The organism is Streptomyces sirii (assembly GCF_045690365.1).
GTDB lineage: Bacteria > Actinomycetota > Actinomycetes > Streptomycetales > Streptomycetaceae > Streptomyces > Streptomyces sirii.
Genome location: NZ_CP147982.1, coordinates 3,958,080 through 3,976,101, shown reverse-complemented (window position 1 = coordinate 3,976,101; position 18,022 = coordinate 3,958,080). Strand labels below are relative to the sequence as shown.

Below are 18,022 nucleotides of genomic sequence, written 5' to 3'. Positions count from 1 at the left end.
GACTTTCGATTGGTGACGCACTTCTCATTTCCGGGCTATGGGTCCGTGCGGACGTCCGTCGGGTCGCGTAAATCGATCTTTGTGTGTGGCGATGTGCGCTGAGCACCGCGTGCTTGCGTCGTCGGCGTCTGTCTGCACGGAAACGATCAGTGCGGCCGCGGTCATGGCGGCTCCCGCCAGGGCTGCACGGCGCTGTCGCGTGAACCTTCGTAACCGATGACGAGCGGGCGTGGCCCGCACCGGCGCGAACTGCGCCACTTCGCGGCGCGGCGGTGTGGGCAGCGGGGGGTCGGGCTGAGGGGCGCAGCGGAGGGTCTGCGGCGTCGGGTCGGCGAAGGTGCTGGGCATGGAGGACCGCCTGTGAGGAGGGGTTTGCCTTGGGCTACGTCTCACCGTGCCGCAGTTCGCCCCCGCCCGCTCCGGTCTGTGGACGACCCCGCCTTTGTGGATAACCCGGCCACCCGGGAGAGGCGCCTGGCACCAGGCTCACGTCACCACGTCGCCAGGGACACCCCGTCGCGACGTGCACCCGTCACGACGTGCACCCCGTCGCCGCCTCACGGCAGCTCGATGCCCAGCTCCCAGCCCGCGTGGGCGTCGACGCACAGGCAGTCCCTGGCGGTGTTGTCGGGCAGTGCGGCGACCGCGTCGAAGAGCACCTCGCGCAGTCGGCCGACGTTCTGGGAGAAGACGGCCAGCACCTCTTCGTGGGAGACGCCATCGCCGGTCTCGGTGCCCGCGTCCAGGTCGGTGACCAGGGACAACGAGGTGTAGCACAGGCTCAGTTCGCGGGCCAGGACCGCTTCGGGGTGGCCGGTCATGCCGACCACCGACCAGCCCTGGGCGGCGTGCCAGCGCGATTCGGCGCGGGTGGAGAAGCGCGGACCCTCGATGACGACGAGCGTGCCGCCGTCGACCGGCTCCCAGTCGCGGCCGCCGGCGGCCGTGAGAGCGGCCTGACGCCCGGTGGGGCAGTACGGGTCGGCGAAGGTGAGGTGGACGACGTTGGGGACGCTGCCGTCCGGCAGCGGGTGGCCGTCGAAGTAGGTCTGCGGGCGCGCTTTGGTGCGGTCGACGAGCTGGTCGGGGACGAGCAGCGTGCCGGGGCCGTACTCGGGGCGCAGACCGCCGACCGCGCACGGGCCGAGGACCTGCCGTACGCCGACGGAGCGCAGCGCCCACAGGTTGGCGCGGTAGTTGATGCGGTGCGGCGGGAGGTGGTGGCCGCGGCCGTGCCGGGGCAGGAAGGCGACCTGGCGGCCGGCGATCTCGCCCAGGAACAGTGAGTCGCTGGGGGGACCGTAGGGGGTGTCCACCGTGATCTCGGTCACGTCGTCGAGGAAGGAGTAGAACCCCGAGCCGCCGATGACACCTATCTCCGCGTCAGCCATGCGGGTCACACTATCGGGACCCGGTGCCGGCCGGCCCCGCGTTCAGCGATCCCGCCGCCTCCGGCGGGCACCGGAACGACCGGACCCCGCCGTCCAAGAAGACGGCGGGGTCCGAAGAAGTGCGGGGTGCGGTCAGGCCGCGGAGCTGGTGCTCGACGTGCTGCTGGAGGCCGCGGCCGGGGTGGAGGACGCGGAGTCGGAGCTGCTCGACGAGGAGCCGGCGGAGTCCGAGGAGGACGTGCCGCTCGACGAGGAGGAGCTCTTCGCGGGGCTGCTGCTGGACGACGAACCGCGGCTGTCGTTGCGGTAGAAGCCGGAGCCCTTGAAGACGATGCCGACCGCGGAGAACACCTTCTTGAGGCGTCCGTTGCAGCTGGGGCACTCCGTGAGCGCGTCGTCGGTGAACTTCTGCACCGCCTCGAGGCCCTCGCCGCACTCGGTGCACTGGTACTGGTAGGTCGGCACTTGACTTCCTCCTGGCACTCTCACTCGATGAGTGCTAACGACGCTCCATCTTGCAGTATTCCGGCCCGTCAGTCCACCGTGACGGGGATACGGTGACCGACTCCACGTCCGTTCAGGCGCTCGTCAGCTCCCGCTCCCGGTCGTCGGCGGCAGCGGGGGAGACGGTGGCGTCGCCCTGGGAGGCGACCACGGTCGAGGAGCGCGGCCGCAGGTGGGCGCGGAGTGCGACCAGCACCACCAGGGCCAGCGCCGTGCCCGCCAGCGGCACCAGGAAGCCGGTGCTCGGGCCGAAGCCGTCCGCCAGCTGGCCGGCGGAGGTGGCCGCGGCCGCCTGGCCCAGCGCGACCGCGCCGGTCAGCCAGGTGAAGGCCTCGGTACGGGCGGCGGCCGGCACCAGCGACTCGACGAGCGTGTAGCCGGTGATCAGGGCCGGGGCGATGCACAGGCCGACGACCAGGCCGACGGCGCCCAGCAGCGGCACGGCGGTCACCGCCCACAGGGGAGTGGTGGCCAGCGCCAGCAGGCCGTAGGCGACCAGCAGCCGGCGCCGCGGGCCGACCTTCCAGGCGATCGCGCCGCAGGCGATACCGGCGAGCATGTTGCCACCGGCGAAGATCCCGTAGAGCACGCCGTTGATGCCGGGCTGCCCGATGTCCTGGGTGAACGCGGTCAGCGAGACCTGCATACCGCCGAAGACGGCGCCGATGCCGAGGAACGCCACGATCAGGACGCGGACGCCGGGCACCGACAGTGCCGAGACGCGCGGCCGGTCGCCGGCCCCGGCCCGGTGCACCGGCGGCTGGCTGCGCCGCTGCGAGGCGAACAGCAGCCCGCCGGCCAGCGTCAGCGCGGCCTCGGCGATCAGGCCGGCCGCCGGGTGGATGCCCGTGCACAGCGCGGTCGCCAGGACGGGGCCGACCACGAAGGTGAACTCGTCGGTCACCGACTCGAAGGCGGCGGCCGTCGGCATCAACGGGCTGCCGCCGAGCCGGGAGGCCCAGCGGGCCCGCACCATCGGGCCGACCTGCGGGGTCGAGGCGCCCGTGGGGACGGCCACGGCGAGCAGTGCCCACAGGGGGGCGTGGGCGAGGGCCAGGGTGATCAGGGCCGTGACGCCGGCGACATGGACCAGGACGCCGGGGATCAGCACCGCGCGCTGGCCGAAGCGGTCGGCGAGCTTGCCGCCCTGCGGGGCGAAGAGCGCCATCGAGACACCGGTGGCGGCCGACACCGTGCCCGCGGTGCCGTACGAGCCGGTGGTGGACTCGACGAGCAGCACGATGCCGATGGTCAGCATCGCGAAGGGCTGCCGGGCCAGAAAGCCGGGCAGCAGGAATGTCCATGCACCTGGGGTGCGGAGCAGTTGTCCGTAACCGGGACGGGAGTCCTTGACCGCGGATGCCACGGCCGGGCCTTTCTGCCGCCTGGTAGCGCGCCACCCGCGAGGTCGTCACAGGTACGCGCCGAGAGCTGTCCTCTCGCGCAGGACCGAGTGATACCGCATGGTCCGCACCCCGAGAGGTGGCTGCGTGTGGCAGGGGACCGCGGCCGCCGAGCGGTCGCGCCAGCTCTGCGTCAGGCAGAGTTGGTTCGTCATTGTTCCTTTTCATACTACAGGCCCAAGCGCGTGAAGCCCTGGGATTAACCAGGGCTTCACGCAGATTTCCTTGGGTTCCGTGGAGATCTGCAGCACATTTCCGGGGCGGCCGCGCCGCGAGGCCAGGGCCCGCGGTCAGTGCGGCCCCTGCTCGCGGTGGTGCCGCCCCGGGGCGCCGCCCGTCCCCAGCCAGCCGGCGAGCTTGCCGCCCTGGGAGACCGCCTGCAGCCGCTGCTCGGCCGCGTCGCGCACCTGATCCGTGGCCACCACCAGCAGCTCGTCGCCGCGCCGCAGCACCGTGGTCGGCGAGGGCACGAAGCTGGAGTCCTCCCGGACGACGAGGGTGACCGCGGCACCCGCGGGCATCCGCAGCTCGCCGACCTCGACGCCGTGCATACGGGACGTCGGGCCGATGGACGTCGACAGCAGATGGCCGCGCAGCCGCTCCAGGGGAGCCGACTCGATGCCCAGGTCGGCGGCCTCCTTGCCGTTGCCCAGCTTCAGCCGCCGGGCCAGCCACGGCAGCGTCGGCCCCTGGACGAGGGTGTAGACCACGACCAGTACGAAGACGATGTTGAAGACCCGCTCGCTGCCGGGCACATCGCTCACCATCGGAATGGTGGCCAGCACGATGGGGACCGCGCCGCGCAGCCCGGCCCAGGACAGCAGGGTCTTCTCCCGCCAGGGCACCCGGAACGGCAGCAGCGCGGTGAACACCGACGCCGGTCGGGCCACGATCGTCAGGATCAGCCCGATGACCAGCGCGGGCACGAAGTCGTCGATCAGCTTGTGCGGCGTGACCAGCAGGCCCAGCAGCACGAACATGCCGATCTGGCCGATCCAGCCGAGGCCCTCGGCGAAGCCGCGGGTGGCCGGTGCGTGCGGCAGTTTGGCGTTGCCGAGTATCACCGCGGCCAGATAGACGGCGAGGAAGCCGGAGCCGTGCGCCAGTGCGCCGGCCGCGTACGCCGACACCGCGATGGCCATGACGGCGATCGGGTAGAGGCCGGAGGCGGGCAGTGCCACATGGCGCATTCCGTATGCACCGAGCCAGCCGATGGTCAGTCCGACGGCGGCGCCGATCGCCAGTTCCAGGGCGATCGTGCCGAGCAGGACGTACCACTCCTCGACCGGCCCCACTGTGGAGAAGGCGACGACGAGGATGACCACCGGGGCGTCGTTGAAGCCGGATTCGGCTTCCAGGACACCCGTCAGGCGGGACGGGAGCGGCACGTTGCGCAGGACGGAGAAGACCGCTGCGGCGTCGGTCGAGGAGACCACGGCGCCGATCAGCAGCGCCTGGTGCCAGTCGATTCCGGCCAGATAGTGCGCTCCGGCCGCGGTGACCCCCACGCTCACCGCGACGCCGATCGTCGAGAGCGCCGCCGCCTGGGGCAGTGCCGGTTTGATCTCTTTCCACTTCGTGCCCAGGCCGCCCTCGGCGAGGATCACGACCAGCGCGGCATAGCCGAGGATCTGGGTCAGCTCGGCGCCGTCGAAGGCGACGCCGCCGATGCCGTCCTGCCCCATGGCGATGCCTATCCCCAGGTAGATGAGCAGGCTGGGGAGCCCGCTGCGCGAGGAAACCCGTACTGCGACGACGGCGATGAGCAGCACGAGTGAGCAGATCAGCAGGAGTTCGTTGAGGTGTTCGACAGTCAGGAGCTGGTCCTTCCTCGCACAGGTTCGGGCGGTGGGCCGTTGGGTAGCTTTCCTTACCGTATCTAGTTACTGAGACTAACAATTTACCATTGCTTGAAAGTCGGATGTGCTGGTGGTGACTCCGCGTAGGGGTCGCCGAACCCGTGCGCCTATGGTTGCTCCAGCACTCCCACCCTGCCCCTCGAAGGACCGAGATGCCCGCCAACAAGTCCGGCCCAGTCCCCAGGAAGAAAAAGGGGCGGCGCGGCCGTCTCGTCGCGATCACTGTCGTGCTGCTGCTCGTGGCGGGCATCGGTTTCGGCGCGTTCTGGGGGGTCAGCACCGTACGCGCCTCCATCCCGCAGACCACCGGCTCGCTCAAACTCCCGGGCCTGACAAACCCGGTGGACGTGGTGCGCGACGCCAACGGCATCCCGCAGATCTACGCCGACACCGACGAGGACCTCTTCCGCGCCCAGGGATACGTCCAGGCCCAGGACCGCTTCTGGGAGATGGACGTCCGGCGCCATATGACCGCGGGCCGGCTGTCGGAGATGTTCGGCAAGAGCCAGGTCAAGACCGACTCCTTCCTGCGCACCCTCGGCTGGCACCACGTGGCGCAGAAGGAGTACGACACCAAGCTGTCCCCCAGCACCAAGAAGTACCTCCAGGCCTACTCCGACGGCGTCAACTCCTACCTCAAGGACCACGAGGGGTCGGCGCTGTCCCTGGAGTACGCGGCGCTGGACTTCGAGAACGACTACAAGCCCGGCAAGTGGACGCCGGTCGACTCGGTGGCCTGGCTCAAGGCGATGGCCTGGGACCTGCGCGGCAACATGCAGGAGGAGATCGACCGCTCCCTGATGACCAGCCGCTTCACCCCGGAGCAGATCGCCCAGCTCTACCCGGCGTACCCGTACAAGCGGAACCAGCCGATCGTCGACGGCGGCACGGTCGACCCGGCCACCAAGCAGTTCACGCCCAAGCGCTCGGCCAACTCCGCCCCCGCCGGCACCGCCGTCGGCGGTCTGCAGACCCAGCTGTCCTCGCTGTCCAAGACCCTCGACGAGATCCCGGCGCTGCTCGGCCCCAACGGCAACGGCATCGGCTCCAACTCCTGGGTCGTCTCCGGCGCGCACACCACCACCGGCAAGCCGCTGCTCGCCAACGATCCGCACCTGGCGCCGCAGATGCCCTCGCTCTGGTACCAGATGGGCCTGCACTGCCGTAGCACCGGCCCCAAGTGCAACTACGACGTCTCCGGTTTCACCTTCTCCGGGATGCCCGGCGTCGTCATCGGTCACAACCAGAACATCTCCTGGGGCATGACCAACCTCGGCGCGGACGTCACCGATCTGTACCTGGAGAAGATCAACGCCGACGGGTACCTCTACGCCAACCGGCAGCGGTCCTTCACCACCCGCAAGGAGACCATCAAGGTCGCCGGCGGTGAGAGCCGCCAGATCACCGTCCGCTCCACCAACAACGGGCCGATCGTCTCCGACCGCGACGACGAGCTCGGCAACGTGGGCAAGGACGCCCCCGTGGGCAACGCCGCACCGGACCGCGGCGACGGCTACGCCGTCTCGCTGCGCTGGACCGCCCTGGACCCCGGCAACTCCATGGACGCCGTCTTCGAGCTCGGCCGCGCCAAGGACTGGAGCGGCTTCCGCAAGGCCGCCGAGCACTTCGAGGTCCCCTCCCAGAACCTGATCTACGCCGACACCAAGGGCAACATCGGCTACCAGGCGCCCGGCCGGATCCCGGTCCGCGGCAAGGGCGACGGGCACTTCGACGGCACCTTCCCGGCGCCCGGCTGGGACCCCGCCTACCAGTGGAAGAGCTACATCCCGCAGAAGTCCCTGCCGTACGAGTACAACCCGCAGCGCGGCTACATCGTCACCGCCAACCAGGCCGTCGTCGACGAGAAGTACCCCTTCCTGATCACCAAGGACTGGGGCTACGGCTCCCGCAGTCAGCGGATCAACGACCTGATCCAGTCGAAGATCAAGGACGGCGGCAAGGTCTCCACCGACGACATGCAGACCTTCCAGAAGGACAACAGCAGCGAGATCGCCCGGCTGCTGACGCCCTACCTGACGAAGATCGACATCAAGGACGCCTACGTCCGCGACGCCCAGCAGCTGCTGGAGGGCTGGGACTTCACCCAGGAGCCCGACTCCGCCGCGGCCGCCTACTTCAACGCCGTCTGGCGCAACACCCTCAAGCTCGCCTTCGGCAACAAGATGCCCAAGGAGCTGCGGGTCCAGGGCCAGTGCCTCAACGTCCGCCCGGCCGACGAGACCGGCCCCGCCGACGAGAACGACACCTACGTCCGCGAGTGCGGTGAGCGGGACGGCGACACCGCCCAGCCCGACGGCGGCGACCGCTGGTACGAGGTCGTCCGCAACATCCTCGACGACCCCGACAACGCCTGGTGGAAGACCGAGGACCGGCCCGGCCGACCCGGCGACAAGAACCGCGACCAGCTCCTCGCGCACGCCATGACCGACGCGCGCTACGAGCTGACCTCCAAGCTGGGCAAGAACATCGACAACTGGAGCTGGGGCCGGCTGCACCAGCTGTTCCTGAACAACCAGACCCTGGGTACGGACGGGCCGGGCATGCTCCAGGGCCTGTTCAACCGCGGCCCGTGGAACCTCGGCGGCGGTGAGGCCGCGGTCGACGCCACCGGCTGGAACGCCGCCGGCGGCTACAAGGTCACCTGGGTCCCGTCGATGCGCATGGTGGTCAACCTCGCCGACCTCGACAAGTCCCGCTGGATCAACCTCACCGGTGCCTCCGGGCACGCCTACGACACCCACTACTACGACCAGACGGACAAGTGGGCCAAGGGCGAGCTGCTGCCCTGGGCGTTCACCGAGGAGGCGGTCAAGAAGGCGGGGAAGGACACCCTGACGCTGTCCCCCTAGGGCAGACGCCGCCCCACTGGGGCACCGCCGTCCTCCGACACCGACGGGCGGGCCGGAAGATCTCCGCGAAGGTCTTCCGGCCCGCCCGTCGGTGTTCCGCACCGCCCGCCCGCCCGTGCGGAGGCCTTCGTGCACGGCGCCGGCGTGCGTAGCGCTCCCGTACGCGGCGCGTCCGCCCGTGGTGCCCCGTACGCGGCCCTCCCGCCCGTAGTGCTCAGTGCCGGAAGCGGTGTACCGCCGACGGCGTCACCGCGGCGTGCACATACCGGTCGTGCGGCTCGGCCGGCACCTCGGGCAGCACCTCCGCGTCGTAGAGCAGCACCACCAGCGACGCCTGCGCACCGGCGCGCTCCAGCCGCGCCAGCACCCGGTCGTACGAGCCGCCGCCGCGCCCCAGCCGCAGCCCCCGCCGGTCCACCGCCAGTCCCGGCAGCAGCACCACCTGCGCCTGTGTGACGGCCTTCGGGGTCAGCCGCTCGCCGTCCGGCTCCAGCAACCCCCAGCCCGCCGGTACGAGCCGCTCGGCGCCCTCGTAGAGCGCCCAGTCCAGATCGTTGTCCGGGAGCAGTACCGGCAGCAGCACCCGCACCCCGGCCGCCCGTAGCCGGTCCAGCAGGGCACGGGTGGACGGTTCACCACCAATCGAGACATATGCGGCAACGGTCGGCGGGTTCTCGGGTCGCGGGGCGTCCGGAGGCGGGGCGACATAGGGTGCCAACTCGTCCAACTCCAGCGTCCGTCGGGCCAACGCCTCGCCCGTCGCCGCGATGACATCCGCCGGCAACGCTCTCCTCACCTCCAGGAGATCGCGCCGCAACCTGCGCTTTCTATCGTGGTTCGTGCTCACTGTGTGCCCTTGCTCCCGCTCTCGTGCTCTATTGACCGGACCCTCATCATCGTTCCGATAGGGCCGGTTATGGTGTCGCGCATGACCCCATCGCACACACGGATCAGCAAGGCTGTCATCCCAGCAGCCGGCCTCGGCACCAGGTTTCTCCCCGCTACGAAGGCCACACCCAAGGAGATGCTCCCGGTCGTCGACAAGCCCGCCATCCAGTACGTGGTGGAGGAGGCGGCCGCCGCCGGGCTCTCCGACGTCCTGATGGTGACCGGCCGCAACAAGCGCCCCCTTGAGGACCACTTCGACCGCAACTACGAGCTCGAAGAGGCCCTGCACCGCAAGGGCGACGAGTCCCGCCTCGCCAAGGTGCAGGAATCCAGCGACCTGGCGACCATGCACTACGTACGCCAGGGCGACCCCAGGGGCCTGGGCCACGCTGTACTGTGCGCCGCTCCCCACGTCGGCGACCAGCCCTTCGCGGTCCTCCTCGGCGACGACCTGATCGACCCCCGCGACCCGCTGCTGGCACGCATGGTCGAGGTCCAGGAGCAGTACGGCGGCTCCGTCATCGCCCTCATGGAGGTCGACCCGGCGAACATCCACCTCTACGGCTGCGCGGCCGCCGCTCCCACCGGCGACGACGACGTCGTGACCGTCTCGGACCTGGTCGAGAAGCCCGACCCGGCCGAGGCCCCCAGCAACCTCGCGATCATCGGCCGCTACGTCCTCGACCCGGCCGTCTTCGAGGTGCTGCGCAAGACCGACCCGGGCCGCGGCGGCGAGATCCAGCTCACCGACGCCCTCCAGGTGCTGGCCGCCGACCCCTCCCTGGGCGGTCCGGTGCACGGCGTGGTCTTCAAGGGCCGGCGCTATGACACCGGTGACCGTGGCGACTATCTGCGTGCCATTGTCAGACTTGCATGCGAACGTGAGGACCTGGGCCCGGACTTCCGGACCTGGCTGCGCAGTTACGTCACCGAGGAGATGTAGGACGTTGAACAACGCCACCGGCCGGACCAGCCACCAGGACCGCGTCTGGTCGGTGGCCGAGCATCTCGACGACGTCCTGTCCAAGATCGCCCCGCTGGACCCGATCGAGCTGCAGCTCCTCGACGCCCAGGGCTGCGTCCTGGTCGAGGACATCACGGTCGCCGTCGCCCTGCCGCCCTTCGACAACAGCTCCATGGACGGCTATGCGGTCCGCGCGGCCGACGTGGCGGGCGCCACGGAAGCCGCCCCGGTCGCCCTGACCGTCATCGGCGATGTCGCGGCGGGCAGCGGCGAGCCGCCGGAGGTCGGCCCCGGCCAGGCCGCCCGGATCATGACCGGCGCCCCCGTGCCCCCCGGGGCCGAGGCCGTCGTCCCGGTCGAGTGGACCGACGGCGGCGCGGGCGGTGGACCGGCCGCCACGATGCGCGCCCACAGCGCCGCCCCCCAGGACGCCGGCGGCGAGGTCCGCATCCACCGCCCGGCGGCCGCCGGCGCCCATATCCGCCGCCGCGGCAGCGATGTCACCGAAGGCGAGCCGGCCCTCGCGGCGGGCACGGTCCTCGGCCCCTCCCAGATCGGCCTGCTCGCCGCTCTCGGCCACGGCACGGTCCGGGTCCGCCCCCGCCCCCGGGTCGTGGTGATGTCGACCGGCAGCGAACTGGTCCAGCCCGGTGAGGCGTTGGGCCCCGGCCAGATCCACGACTCCAACAGCTTCCAGCTCGCCGCCGCCGCCCGCGCCGCCGGCGCCATCGCCTACCGCGTGGGCGCCGTCGCCGACGACGCCGAGACCCTCCGCGCCACACTGGAGGACCAGCTCATCCGGGCCGACATCCTCGTCACCAGCGGCGGGGTCAGCGTCGGCGCGTACGACGTGGTCAAGGAGACCCTCGCGGGGCTGTCCGCCGCCGAGCCCGACGGCTCGCCCCTCGCGGGCGGCGGCGTGGAGTTCCGCAAGCTCGCCATGCAGCCGGGCAAGCCCCAGGGCTTCGGCCTCATCGGCCCCGACCGCACCCCGCTCCTCGCCCTGCCGGGCAACCCGGTCAGCTCGTACGTCTCCTTCGAGGTGTTCGTACGCCCCGCCATCCGCGCCCTGATGGGCCTGGCCGACGTACACCGCCCGACGGTCACCGCCCGGTGCACCGAGGCCATCGCCTCCTCGCCCCAGGGCAAGCGGCAGTTCCTGCGCGGCTCCTACGATGCCGAGGCCGGCACGGTCGCCCCGGTCGGCGGCGCCGGCTCCCACCTGATCAAGGCCATGGCACACGCCAACGCGCTGATCATCGTCCCCGAGGACACCACCGAGGTCGCCGCGGGCGGGAGCGTGGAGGTCGTCCCCCTGGGACAGCCCGCCGGGTGACCCCGAGCCGCCGGGGGTACGGTGTCGTCCCACAGGCGGCAGTTTCCACCGGGAGAACGATGAGCAGCGGGCAGAACCACCTCACCCATCTCGACGCGGCGGGCGCGGCGCGGATGGTCGACGTCTCCGCGAAGGACGTCACCGCCCGCACGGCCAGGGCCCGCGGCCGGGTCCTGGTATCGCCGCAGGTCATCGAGTTGCTTCGGGGCGAGGGCATGCCCAAGGGCGATGCCCTGGCCACCGCCCGGATCGCCGGCATCATGGGCGCCAAGCGCACTCCCGAGCTGATCCCGCTCTGCCACCCCCTCGCCGTCTCCGGTGTGAAGGTGGACCTCTCCCTCACCGATGACGCCGTCGAGATCGCGGCCACGGTCAAGACCACCGACCGCACGGGCGTGGAGATGGAGGCGCTGACCGCCGTCTCGGTGGCCGCCCTCACCGTCGTCGACATGATCAAGGCCGTCGACAAGACCGCGGTGATCTCCGACATCCGCGTCGAGGAGAAGACCGGCGGCAAGTCCGGCGACTGGAGCCGGTCATGAGACCCGCCCGCGCCCTGGTCGTCACCGCCTCCAACCGCGCGGCGGCCGGCGTCTACCCCGACAAGGGCGGCCCGCTGCTCGCCGAGGGCCTGACGGCCATGGGCTTCGAGGTCGACGGCCCGCGGGTGGTTCCCGACGGCGACCCGGTGGAGGCCGCCCTCCGCGAGGCCGTCGGCGCCGCCCGCTACGCCGTCGTCCTCACCACCGGCGGTACGGGCCTCTCGCCCACCGACCGCACCCCCGAGGCCACCCGCCGGGTCCTGGACTACGAGGTGCCCGGCATCCCCGAGGCGATCCGCGCCGCGGGGCGCGAGAAGGTCCCCACCGCCGCCCTCTCCCGCGGCCTGGCCGGTGTCGCCGGCACGACGCTGATCGTCAACCTCCCCGGCTCGACGGGCGGCGTCCGCGACGGCCTCGCCGTCCTCGCCGACCTCCTCCCGCACGCCGTGGACCAGATCCGCGGCGGCGACCACCCCCGCCCCTCCGGGAGCCCGAGCTGAACGCGCCGTGGCCGGTGGTCCTGACGGACGGTGAGGTCACCCTCCGCCCGATAAGGCTGCGCGACCAACGGGCCTGGCGCGAGGTCAACCGCCGCAACCGCGACTGGCTGCGCCCCTGGGAAGCCACCGTCCCGCCACCCCCGCCCGGACTGGCCCCGCCGCACCGCCCCACGTACCGTCAGATGGTCCGCCATCTGCGCGCGGAGGCACACGCCGGCCGGATGCTGCCGTTCGTCGTCGAATACCGCGGACAGCTCGTCGGACAGTTGACCGTCGCCGGCATCACCTGGGGCTCGATGTGCTCGGGACATATCGGCTACTGGGTCGATCAGGAGGTGGCCGGCCGCGGTGTGATCCCGACCGCCGTGGCGCTCGCCGTCGACCACTGCTTCCGCGCCGTGGGGCTGCACCGCATTGAGATCTGCATTCGCCCCGAGAACATCCCCAGCCGCCGGGTGGTCGAAAAGCTCGGCTTTCGCGAGGAAGGCATCCGGCCCCGCTACCTGCACATCGACGGGGCCTGGCGCGACCACGCGGTTTTCGCCCTCACCGCGGAAGAGGTGCCCGAGGGCCTGCTCAACCGCTGGCGCCGCCAGAATCCCAGCAGGCCCGGCGCACCCCACAAATGAAATAAATGTTCGAATAAAATTCCCGATTGGCCGGATTGGTGAGGGCGCGGATCTCTACCATCACAAAAAAGTTCGAGATATCAGCCAGATCGTGCGACACACCGGCCCAATTGGCGGATGGCCCCCTGCAAACCCCTCTACCGTGTGAGTCGTGAGAAGCAGCGGCCTCATCTACGCAGTCATCGTCGGGGCCTGGGCCGCCTACTTGGTGCCGATGTGGCTCCGTAGACAGGATGAGCTCAACGAGGCCCGTCCGACCGAGCGCTTCAGCACCGCCATCCGGCTGCTGTCCGGACGCGCGGCCATGCAGCGCCGCTACGACAAGGAGCGCGGGGAGTACCCCGCCGACGATGAGGGCGAGGAGCAGGACCCGGACGCCCCGGCCGACGAGGCCGCCGCCGGGCCCTTCGGTGACCCCGCGGCCGATGAGCCCGAGGCCCACCACACCCGGGTGCAGCCCGCCCCGCCGCGCCCGTCGCTCTCCGAGCGCGCCAAGCGGGCCAAGGTCCTCGCCCGCCGCCGGCGCACCATCACCGTCCTCTTCCTCGCCTTCACGGTCGGCGCCATCGTCGCCGCGGTGGGTGGCCTGCCCTTCCTGTGGGCCCCCGCCCTGCCCGCCCTGCTGCTCACCGCCTACATCATTTACCTGCGCGCCCAGGAGCGCCGCCGCTTCACGTTCACCATGGACCAGCGCAAGGCGGAGGCGGCGGCGCAGCGGCTGCGGGAGGGTCGGCCCCGCCCTCGGCAGGCGGCCGAGCAGCCGCCCGCCGACGACCACCCGGCCGACGCCCGCGCTGAGGTCCCCGTCGACGCCGCCCCGGAACCGCCCCGCGCCGCGCCGCCCGCGCACACCGCCGGCCGCCGGGCGGTGGTCGAGGAGACCGACCACGCCGAGTGGGTCGACCAGCAGCGCGAGCGTGAGCGCCCGCGTCCCGCGGCCGGCAGCTGGGAACCCGTCCCGGTCCCGCTCCCCACCTACGTCACGGCCCCGGTCGCCCCGCGCGCCACCAGCCACGTCGACCTGGAGGCCGACGACGCCTGGAGCTCCGCCCGCTCCAGCGCCGCCCCCGACCACCCCCGGCCCGACGCCCCGGCCCGCCGCCCCCGCGGCCGCACCCCCCTCTTCGACCAGTACGAGAACGAGGACCGCCCGCGCGCCGCGAACGAGTGACCCGCGCCGCATCGGCCGCGCGTGTCACGCTCCTCCGCTGACCAGCATCGAAAGCGATTTCCGAGCACCGCGACCGGGATGCTAGAGTTTCATTCGTCGCAAGGGCCTGTGGCGCAGCTGGTAGCGCACCTCGTTCGCAACGAGGGGGTCAGGGGTTCGAATCCCCTCAGGTCCACCGCACAGCAAAGCCCCCTCCGGGAAGATCCGGTGGGGGCTTTGTCGTGTTGTGCCGCGGCGAGGGTCGGACCCGGCCGATCATCTTGAGCGGCCGGTCGGGCGTCGTGGGTGTCGTCGCGCCCGCGCTCAGGGCGATCATCCGCACCGTCCTCGGGATGCTCTCCTGATGTGCGACGAGCGGCTGGACGAAGTTCACGATCTCGGCTTGCCGCCATCGGTCGCCCGGTGCCACCATAATGGGGCGTTTCGCATGCGAGATCGACGCCGGTCGAGCGCGAACTACTGTGTGAGGACCAGCCGCTGATGAAGAACCCGTCACATTAGGCAGCCGGCGAGCGGTCACGGGAACAGCGGGCCTCATGCGGCGCAGGCGCCTTCGCCGTCAGTGCCGGGACCTTTTGCGGACCATCGACTTCCCCCGCCCTTTCGGCATCGCGGTGCTGTGCCGCCAGTTGGGCGAGAGCCGCGACCGGCCTATTCGTCTCGTTCCGGTGGCGCTGGCCGCCGAGGACCCCTGCGGTCTCCTTGTCTCCACCCATGACGCGGATTACGTCTGCTACGAATCGGAGACCTCGGCCCTGCATCAAGTCCATGTGATTGCCCATGAGTTAGGGCACCTGTTATGGGACCACGAGCCGTGCGATTCCGTGGGCGGCGGCGTGCAGGCGTATCGCGCTCTTCCCGGAGACCTCGATCCCGTACTGGTACGGCGGATGCTGGGGCGCACTCAGTATGCCGATCCCGAGGAATGGGCGGCCGAGTACTTCGCCACGCAGCTGTTGCGCCGGGTGAGCGAGTGGACTCCCCGGCCGCCGTCGGTACCGGCGGAGATGGCCGAACTCGTGGGCCGTCTGGAGCGTTGCCTCAATTCAGGCCGTGAGTGAGGGCCTCAGTGCGGCTCTCCGCTTGGCCGCAGGTCAGGCGGCCGGGCGGTCCAGCAGGGCGGACAGCCGTTCGGGTGCTCGCCCGGCAGCGGAGTGCGCAGGAAGAGAACGATCACCGTGGCCGGCGCCAGGGCGTAGGCCGCACCGGCTCGTACGGCCCTGCGCCGGACGGCTTCCGGTGGGGTGAACCATCCGATCACGGTCAGGTGCGAGGAGAGCGCACCCACGATGAGCAGACCGTGGCCCAGCAGGGACGTGAGGAGAGGGCCGGGAGGGGCGGTCGGGTGCGTCGGGGGTCCCGTGGGCACCGCGGTGACGCCTCCGCGCTGGTGGTGGGACCGCTTCCGCACGACGACGCGCCCCTCCCGGCATCGCGGGCTTCTGCCCGGTCCAGTGTGGGGTACCCGGCGCATCGAGGTACGCCCTTTTCGACCTGGTCCTTCGCGGTGGCAGGGTGTTGCCAGAAGGGGCTGATCAGTCCGGGAGATGTGCTGCGGCGAGGCGGAACGCCACCCGGCGCCCCGGTGCGCGCAGCCCGCCCGTCACCGCGTACAGGGCGGCTTGGGTGCGGTCGGCCGCGCCGATCTTGGTGTAGATCGCGCTGAGGTGGTTCTTGACCGTCTTCTCCGAGATGCCGAGGTCACAGGCGATCATCCGGTTGGTCATCCCGCGGGTGACCAGCCGAAGGACGTCCATCTCCCGAACGGTCAGGCCGGCGGGCCGGCTGCGCGGTCCGGGGTGCTCCTCGTGATCCGCCGCTCCCTCCCGTCGCCAGGCGCGGCGCTCCTCGTCGCGGACGCCCGTCCGCGGGGCGCCGGTGGCGTCGGCGGCCAGGGCGAACATCGCCGCCTGGGTGCGGTCGGCCGCGCCGATCTTCGCGTAGATCGCGCTGAGGTGGTTCTTGACGGTCTTCTCCGAGATGCCCAGGCCGCGGGCGATCTGGCGATTCGCCAGTCCCCGGGAGATGAGCCGGAGGACGTCGAGTTCACGAGGGGTGAGGGGGGCACCGGCGGCCACTCGTTCGGTGCTGCCGCGGTGCCCGTCTAACGCAGGTGATCTCGCCACGCGTACGTCCTCCACATCGTTCCGTCGCTCTGCGGTCGGCATGCGAGGTCACGAGCGCGGACGGCTGCGAGGTCGGCGACGGTCCCCGAGGGTTCAGCTGCCGGCGACGCTACCGGGGCAAGGGCCCCTGGAGCCGAGGCCGACAACTTCCTGCCAGGGGGCGAGGAGCAGCGCGCGCCGTCGGCAGCACCATGGTCGACGCGGAGCCGCCGCAGGGTCAGGCGCGATCGGACTGCTTGGGCGGCAGCCCTTCCATCAAACGGAGTTGATCGAGGAGCGCCGAGGCGAACCGCAGGCCCCTGGGTGACAGCCCGACGGCCCGCATCGCGATCTGGGTGACCCCCGCGTCCTTCAGCGCCAGTAGATCGTCGGCGTGGGGGTACTGCTTGGAGATCACCGCCCTGCGCGCGGATCGCCTTGGCCACTTCCTCGTTGCTGTACGGTCCGCGTCCGGGCGGATGGACCGTCTCGAACAGCCGGTTGAGGCGGTTGGCGAGCCGACTGGGCGGCACCTCTGTCACCGGGCCTCCCCTCAGGGGAAGCCGTGCGCCCCGCCGCGGGCAGTGCCGCGAGGCCCGCCGACGGCAGCGCCGCCGCGGCGAGGAAGGGAGGCACGGTGTTCTTGCCGATGACCGCCTTCCGCACCGCGGCGAGCCTGATCGCGGGACCGTTCACCCTCCGCTGCGGTCAGCGGCTGACCGCGAAACGAGCCGGGTCGAAGATCGAGAGATTCTGGCCGGCGGATCCCTTCGTCACGATCTCCATGACGGATTCGCCGATGGCCGGTAGGAACTTGAAGGCATGGCCCGAGGTGCCGGCCGCCACGACGACGCGGCCGTGTGCGGAGGCCGGACCGATGACGAACGCCTGGTCCGGGGTGTTGTCGTAGAGGCAGACGGCACTCTTGCGGTAGCGGCCGCTCGCGCCGAGGCGGGGGATGCGGGTGCGCAGGAAGTCCTGGATCTCGGCGATCTCGCGGTGCTGCACATAGCGGTCCACGCCGTCCGCGTCGGTGGGCGTGCCGCCGCTGTGCACGCCCGCCTTCACCCCGCCGTGCAGGCCGTTCGCGGCCGGGTGCCCGTATCCGACCATGCCGTCGCCCTCCCATATCCAGTACGGGAAACGACCGGGCTGGAAGTCCTGTGCGCCGCCGTCCGGTTCGAACCACAGCATGACCTTGCGCAGCACGTCCACGGGGAAGGTGAGCTCCGGCAGCAGGCCCGGCGACCAGCAGCCCGCGGTCACCACGACATGTCCCACGTCGTAGGTCCCGCGGTCGGTGGACACCCGCGCGCCACCGGGGTTCTCGGTGATCTCCCGCACCGTCTCGTTGAAGTGCAGGTCGGCGGAGTGCCGCTGGGCGAGGGCCAGCCCGACCCGGACGGTCTGCTCGGGCTGGACGTAGCCGGAGCCCGGGTCGTACACCGCGACGCAGTCCGGCGCCGGCTCGAACTGCGGGTAGCGGGCGTGCACTTCGTCCGCGGTGAGGTACTCGTGCTCCAGTCCGCACTTCTCGGCGCTCTCGCGGGCCGCGGGTATCAGCGCGCCGTCGGCCGGCCCGAGGCACAGACCGCCGGTGCGGTGGAAGAGGCGCTCGCCGCTCGCCTCCTCCAGCTCCGACCACAGGGTGTAGGCGCGGCGCAGATACGGCACGTACTCGGGGCCCATGAAGTACGCCTGCCACACGCCGCGGGACTCGCCGTGGCTGGCGCCCAGGTCGTGGACCGGGCTGAAGCGCTCCAGCCCCAGGACCTTCAGGCCGGCCGTGGCCAGCGCGTTGGCGGCCGCGCTGCCGAGACCGCCCAGGCCGACGACGGCGACGTCATACTGCTTGCCCAT

17 protein-coding genes and 1 tRNA gene are annotated in these 18,022 nt (G+C 71.2%); 9 read left to right on the top strand and 9 right to left on the bottom strand.

Translation table 11 applies throughout. From position 1 onward, the window contains the following. Positions 1 to 557: 557 nt before the first annotated feature. The 4 genes from WAB15_RS17690 to WAB15_RS17675 form a co-directional block, all read right to left on the bottom strand. Entirely contained in the window at positions 558 to 1,391 is an 834-nt protein-coding gene (locus WAB15_RS17690) for an S-methyl-5'-thioadenosine phosphorylase (RefSeq protein ID WP_407286844.1), read from the bottom strand. A 132-nt stretch (positions 1,392 to 1,523) separates the two neighbouring features. After that, entirely contained in the window at positions 1,524 to 1,856 is a 333-nt protein-coding gene (locus tag WAB15_RS17685; protein WP_407286843.1) for an FmdB family zinc ribbon protein, read from the bottom strand. Between the two features lie 112 nt (positions 1,857 to 1,968). After that, positions 1,969 to 3,261, bottom strand: coding sequence for an MFS transporter (locus WAB15_RS17680; RefSeq protein ID WP_399146693.1), 1,293 nt, complete (start codon positions 3,259 to 3,261; stop codon positions 1,969 to 1,971). Between the two features lie 327 nt (positions 3,262 to 3,588). Next, complete coding sequence (locus WAB15_RS17675; protein WP_399146694.1) at positions 3,589 to 5,070, bottom strand: potassium/proton antiporter; 1,482 nt, start codon at positions 5,068 to 5,070, stop codon at positions 3,589 to 3,591. Positions 5,071 to 5,309: 239 nt separating this feature from the next. Between WAB15_RS17675 and WAB15_RS17670 the strand changes: the two genes are divergently transcribed. Beyond that, positions 5,310 to 8,027 carry a penicillin acylase family protein gene (locus WAB15_RS17670; protein ID WP_399146695.1) on the top strand — a complete coding sequence of 906 codons (2,718 nt, stop codon included), beginning with the start codon at positions 5,310 to 5,312 and terminating at the stop codon, positions 8,025 to 8,027. A 214-nt stretch (positions 8,028 to 8,241) separates the two neighbouring features. Here the strand turns inward: WAB15_RS17670 and WAB15_RS17665 are convergent, their stop codons facing one another. Then, positions 8,242 to 8,844, bottom strand: a complete 603-nt coding sequence (locus WAB15_RS17665) for a 5-formyltetrahydrofolate cyclo-ligase (RefSeq protein ID WP_407286842.1) — start codon at positions 8,842 to 8,844, stop codon at positions 8,242 to 8,244. 111 nt (positions 8,845 to 8,955) lie between these two features. Between WAB15_RS17665 and galU the strand changes: the two genes are divergently transcribed. From galU to WAB15_RS17625, 8 genes are all read left to right on the top strand, one after another. After that, positions 8,956 to 9,858 (top strand): UTP--glucose-1-phosphate uridylyltransferase GalU, encoded by a 903-nt coding sequence (galU, locus tag WAB15_RS17660; protein WP_399146697.1) that lies wholly within the window; start codon positions 8,956 to 8,958, stop codon positions 9,856 to 9,858. 4 nt (positions 9,859 to 9,862) lie between these two features. Further along, entirely contained in the window at positions 9,863 to 11,215 is a 1,353-nt protein-coding gene (gene glp, locus WAB15_RS17655) for a gephyrin-like molybdotransferase Glp (RefSeq protein WP_407286841.1), read from the top strand. A 59-nt stretch (positions 11,216 to 11,274) separates the two neighbouring features. Then, complete coding sequence (gene moaC, locus WAB15_RS17650) at positions 11,275 to 11,757, top strand: cyclic pyranopterin monophosphate synthase MoaC (protein WP_399146699.1); 483 nt, start codon at positions 11,275 to 11,277, stop codon at positions 11,755 to 11,757. Then, a complete protein-coding gene (locus WAB15_RS17645) occupies positions 11,754 to 12,257 on the top strand; it encodes a molybdenum cofactor biosynthesis protein B (RefSeq protein WP_407286840.1) in 504 nt (167 codons plus the stop codon). Before moaC ends, WAB15_RS17645 begins: the two co-directional genes overlap by 4 nt. A gap of 14 nt (positions 12,258 to 12,271) precedes the next feature. Further along, positions 12,272 to 12,886, top strand: coding sequence for a GNAT family N-acetyltransferase (locus tag WAB15_RS17640; RefSeq protein ID WP_399146701.1), 615 nt, complete (start codon positions 12,272 to 12,274; stop codon positions 12,884 to 12,886). Between the two features lie 151 nt (positions 12,887 to 13,037). Further along, a complete protein-coding gene (locus WAB15_RS17635) occupies positions 13,038 to 14,057 on the top strand; it encodes a hypothetical protein (RefSeq protein ID WP_407286839.1) in 1,020 nt (339 codons plus the stop codon). A 102-nt stretch (positions 14,058 to 14,159) separates the two neighbouring features. Beyond that, positions 14,160 to 14,232, top strand: a tRNA-Ala gene (locus WAB15_RS17630). Between the two features lie 400 nt (positions 14,233 to 14,632). Continuing rightward, the gene (locus WAB15_RS17625; protein ID WP_407286838.1) at positions 14,633 to 15,118 is read left to right on the top strand and encodes a hypothetical protein; all 486 of its coding nucleotides are present in this window, start codon (positions 14,633 to 14,635) and stop codon (positions 15,116 to 15,118) included. A gap of 5 nt (positions 15,119 to 15,123) precedes the next feature. On the opposite strand, the gene WAB15_RS17620 is transcribed toward WAB15_RS17625, so the two are convergent. From WAB15_RS17620 to solA, 4 genes are all read right to left on the bottom strand, one after another. Then, positions 15,124 to 15,468, bottom strand: a complete 345-nt coding sequence (locus WAB15_RS17620; RefSeq protein ID WP_407286837.1) for a hypothetical protein — start codon at positions 15,466 to 15,468, stop codon at positions 15,124 to 15,126. 124 nt (positions 15,469 to 15,592) lie between these two features. Next, a complete protein-coding gene (locus WAB15_RS17615; RefSeq protein ID WP_407286836.1) occupies positions 15,593 to 16,135 on the bottom strand; it encodes a LuxR family transcriptional regulator in 543 nt (180 codons plus the stop codon). A gap of 265 nt (positions 16,136 to 16,400) precedes the next feature. Beyond that, positions 16,401 to 16,580, bottom strand: coding sequence for a hypothetical protein (locus WAB15_RS17610; protein WP_399146706.1), 180 nt, complete (start codon positions 16,578 to 16,580; stop codon positions 16,401 to 16,403). A 290-nt stretch (positions 16,581 to 16,870) separates the two neighbouring features. Next, the gene (gene solA, locus WAB15_RS17605; protein ID WP_399146707.1) at positions 16,871 to 18,022 is read right to left on the bottom strand and encodes an N-methyl-L-tryptophan oxidase; all 1,152 of its coding nucleotides are present in this window, start codon (positions 18,020 to 18,022) and stop codon (positions 16,871 to 16,873) included.

Bases quoted from the DNA above. Each gene is read 5' to 3' on its own strand.
- moaC (WP_399146699.1), top strand. From the start codon at position 11,275: ATGAGCAGCGGGCAGAACCACCTCACCCATCTCGACGCGGCGGGCGCG.
- solA (WP_399146707.1), bottom strand. From the start codon at position 18,022: ATGGGCAAGCAGTATGACGTCGCCGTCGTCGGCCTGGGCGGTCTCGGC.
- WAB15_RS17690 (WP_407286844.1), bottom strand. From the start codon at position 1,391: ATGGCTGACGCGGAGATAGGTGTCATCGGCGGCTCGGGGTTCTACTCC.
- WAB15_RS17670 (WP_399146695.1), top strand. From the start codon at position 5,310: ATGCCCGCCAACAAGTCCGGCCCAGTCCCCAGGAAGAAAAAGGGGCGG.
- WAB15_RS17645 (WP_407286840.1), top strand. From the start codon at position 11,754: ATGAGACCCGCCCGCGCCCTGGTCGTCACCGCCTCCAACCGCGCGGCG.
- galU (WP_399146697.1), top strand. From the start codon at position 8,956: ATGACCCCATCGCACACACGGATCAGCAAGGCTGTCATCCCAGCAGCC.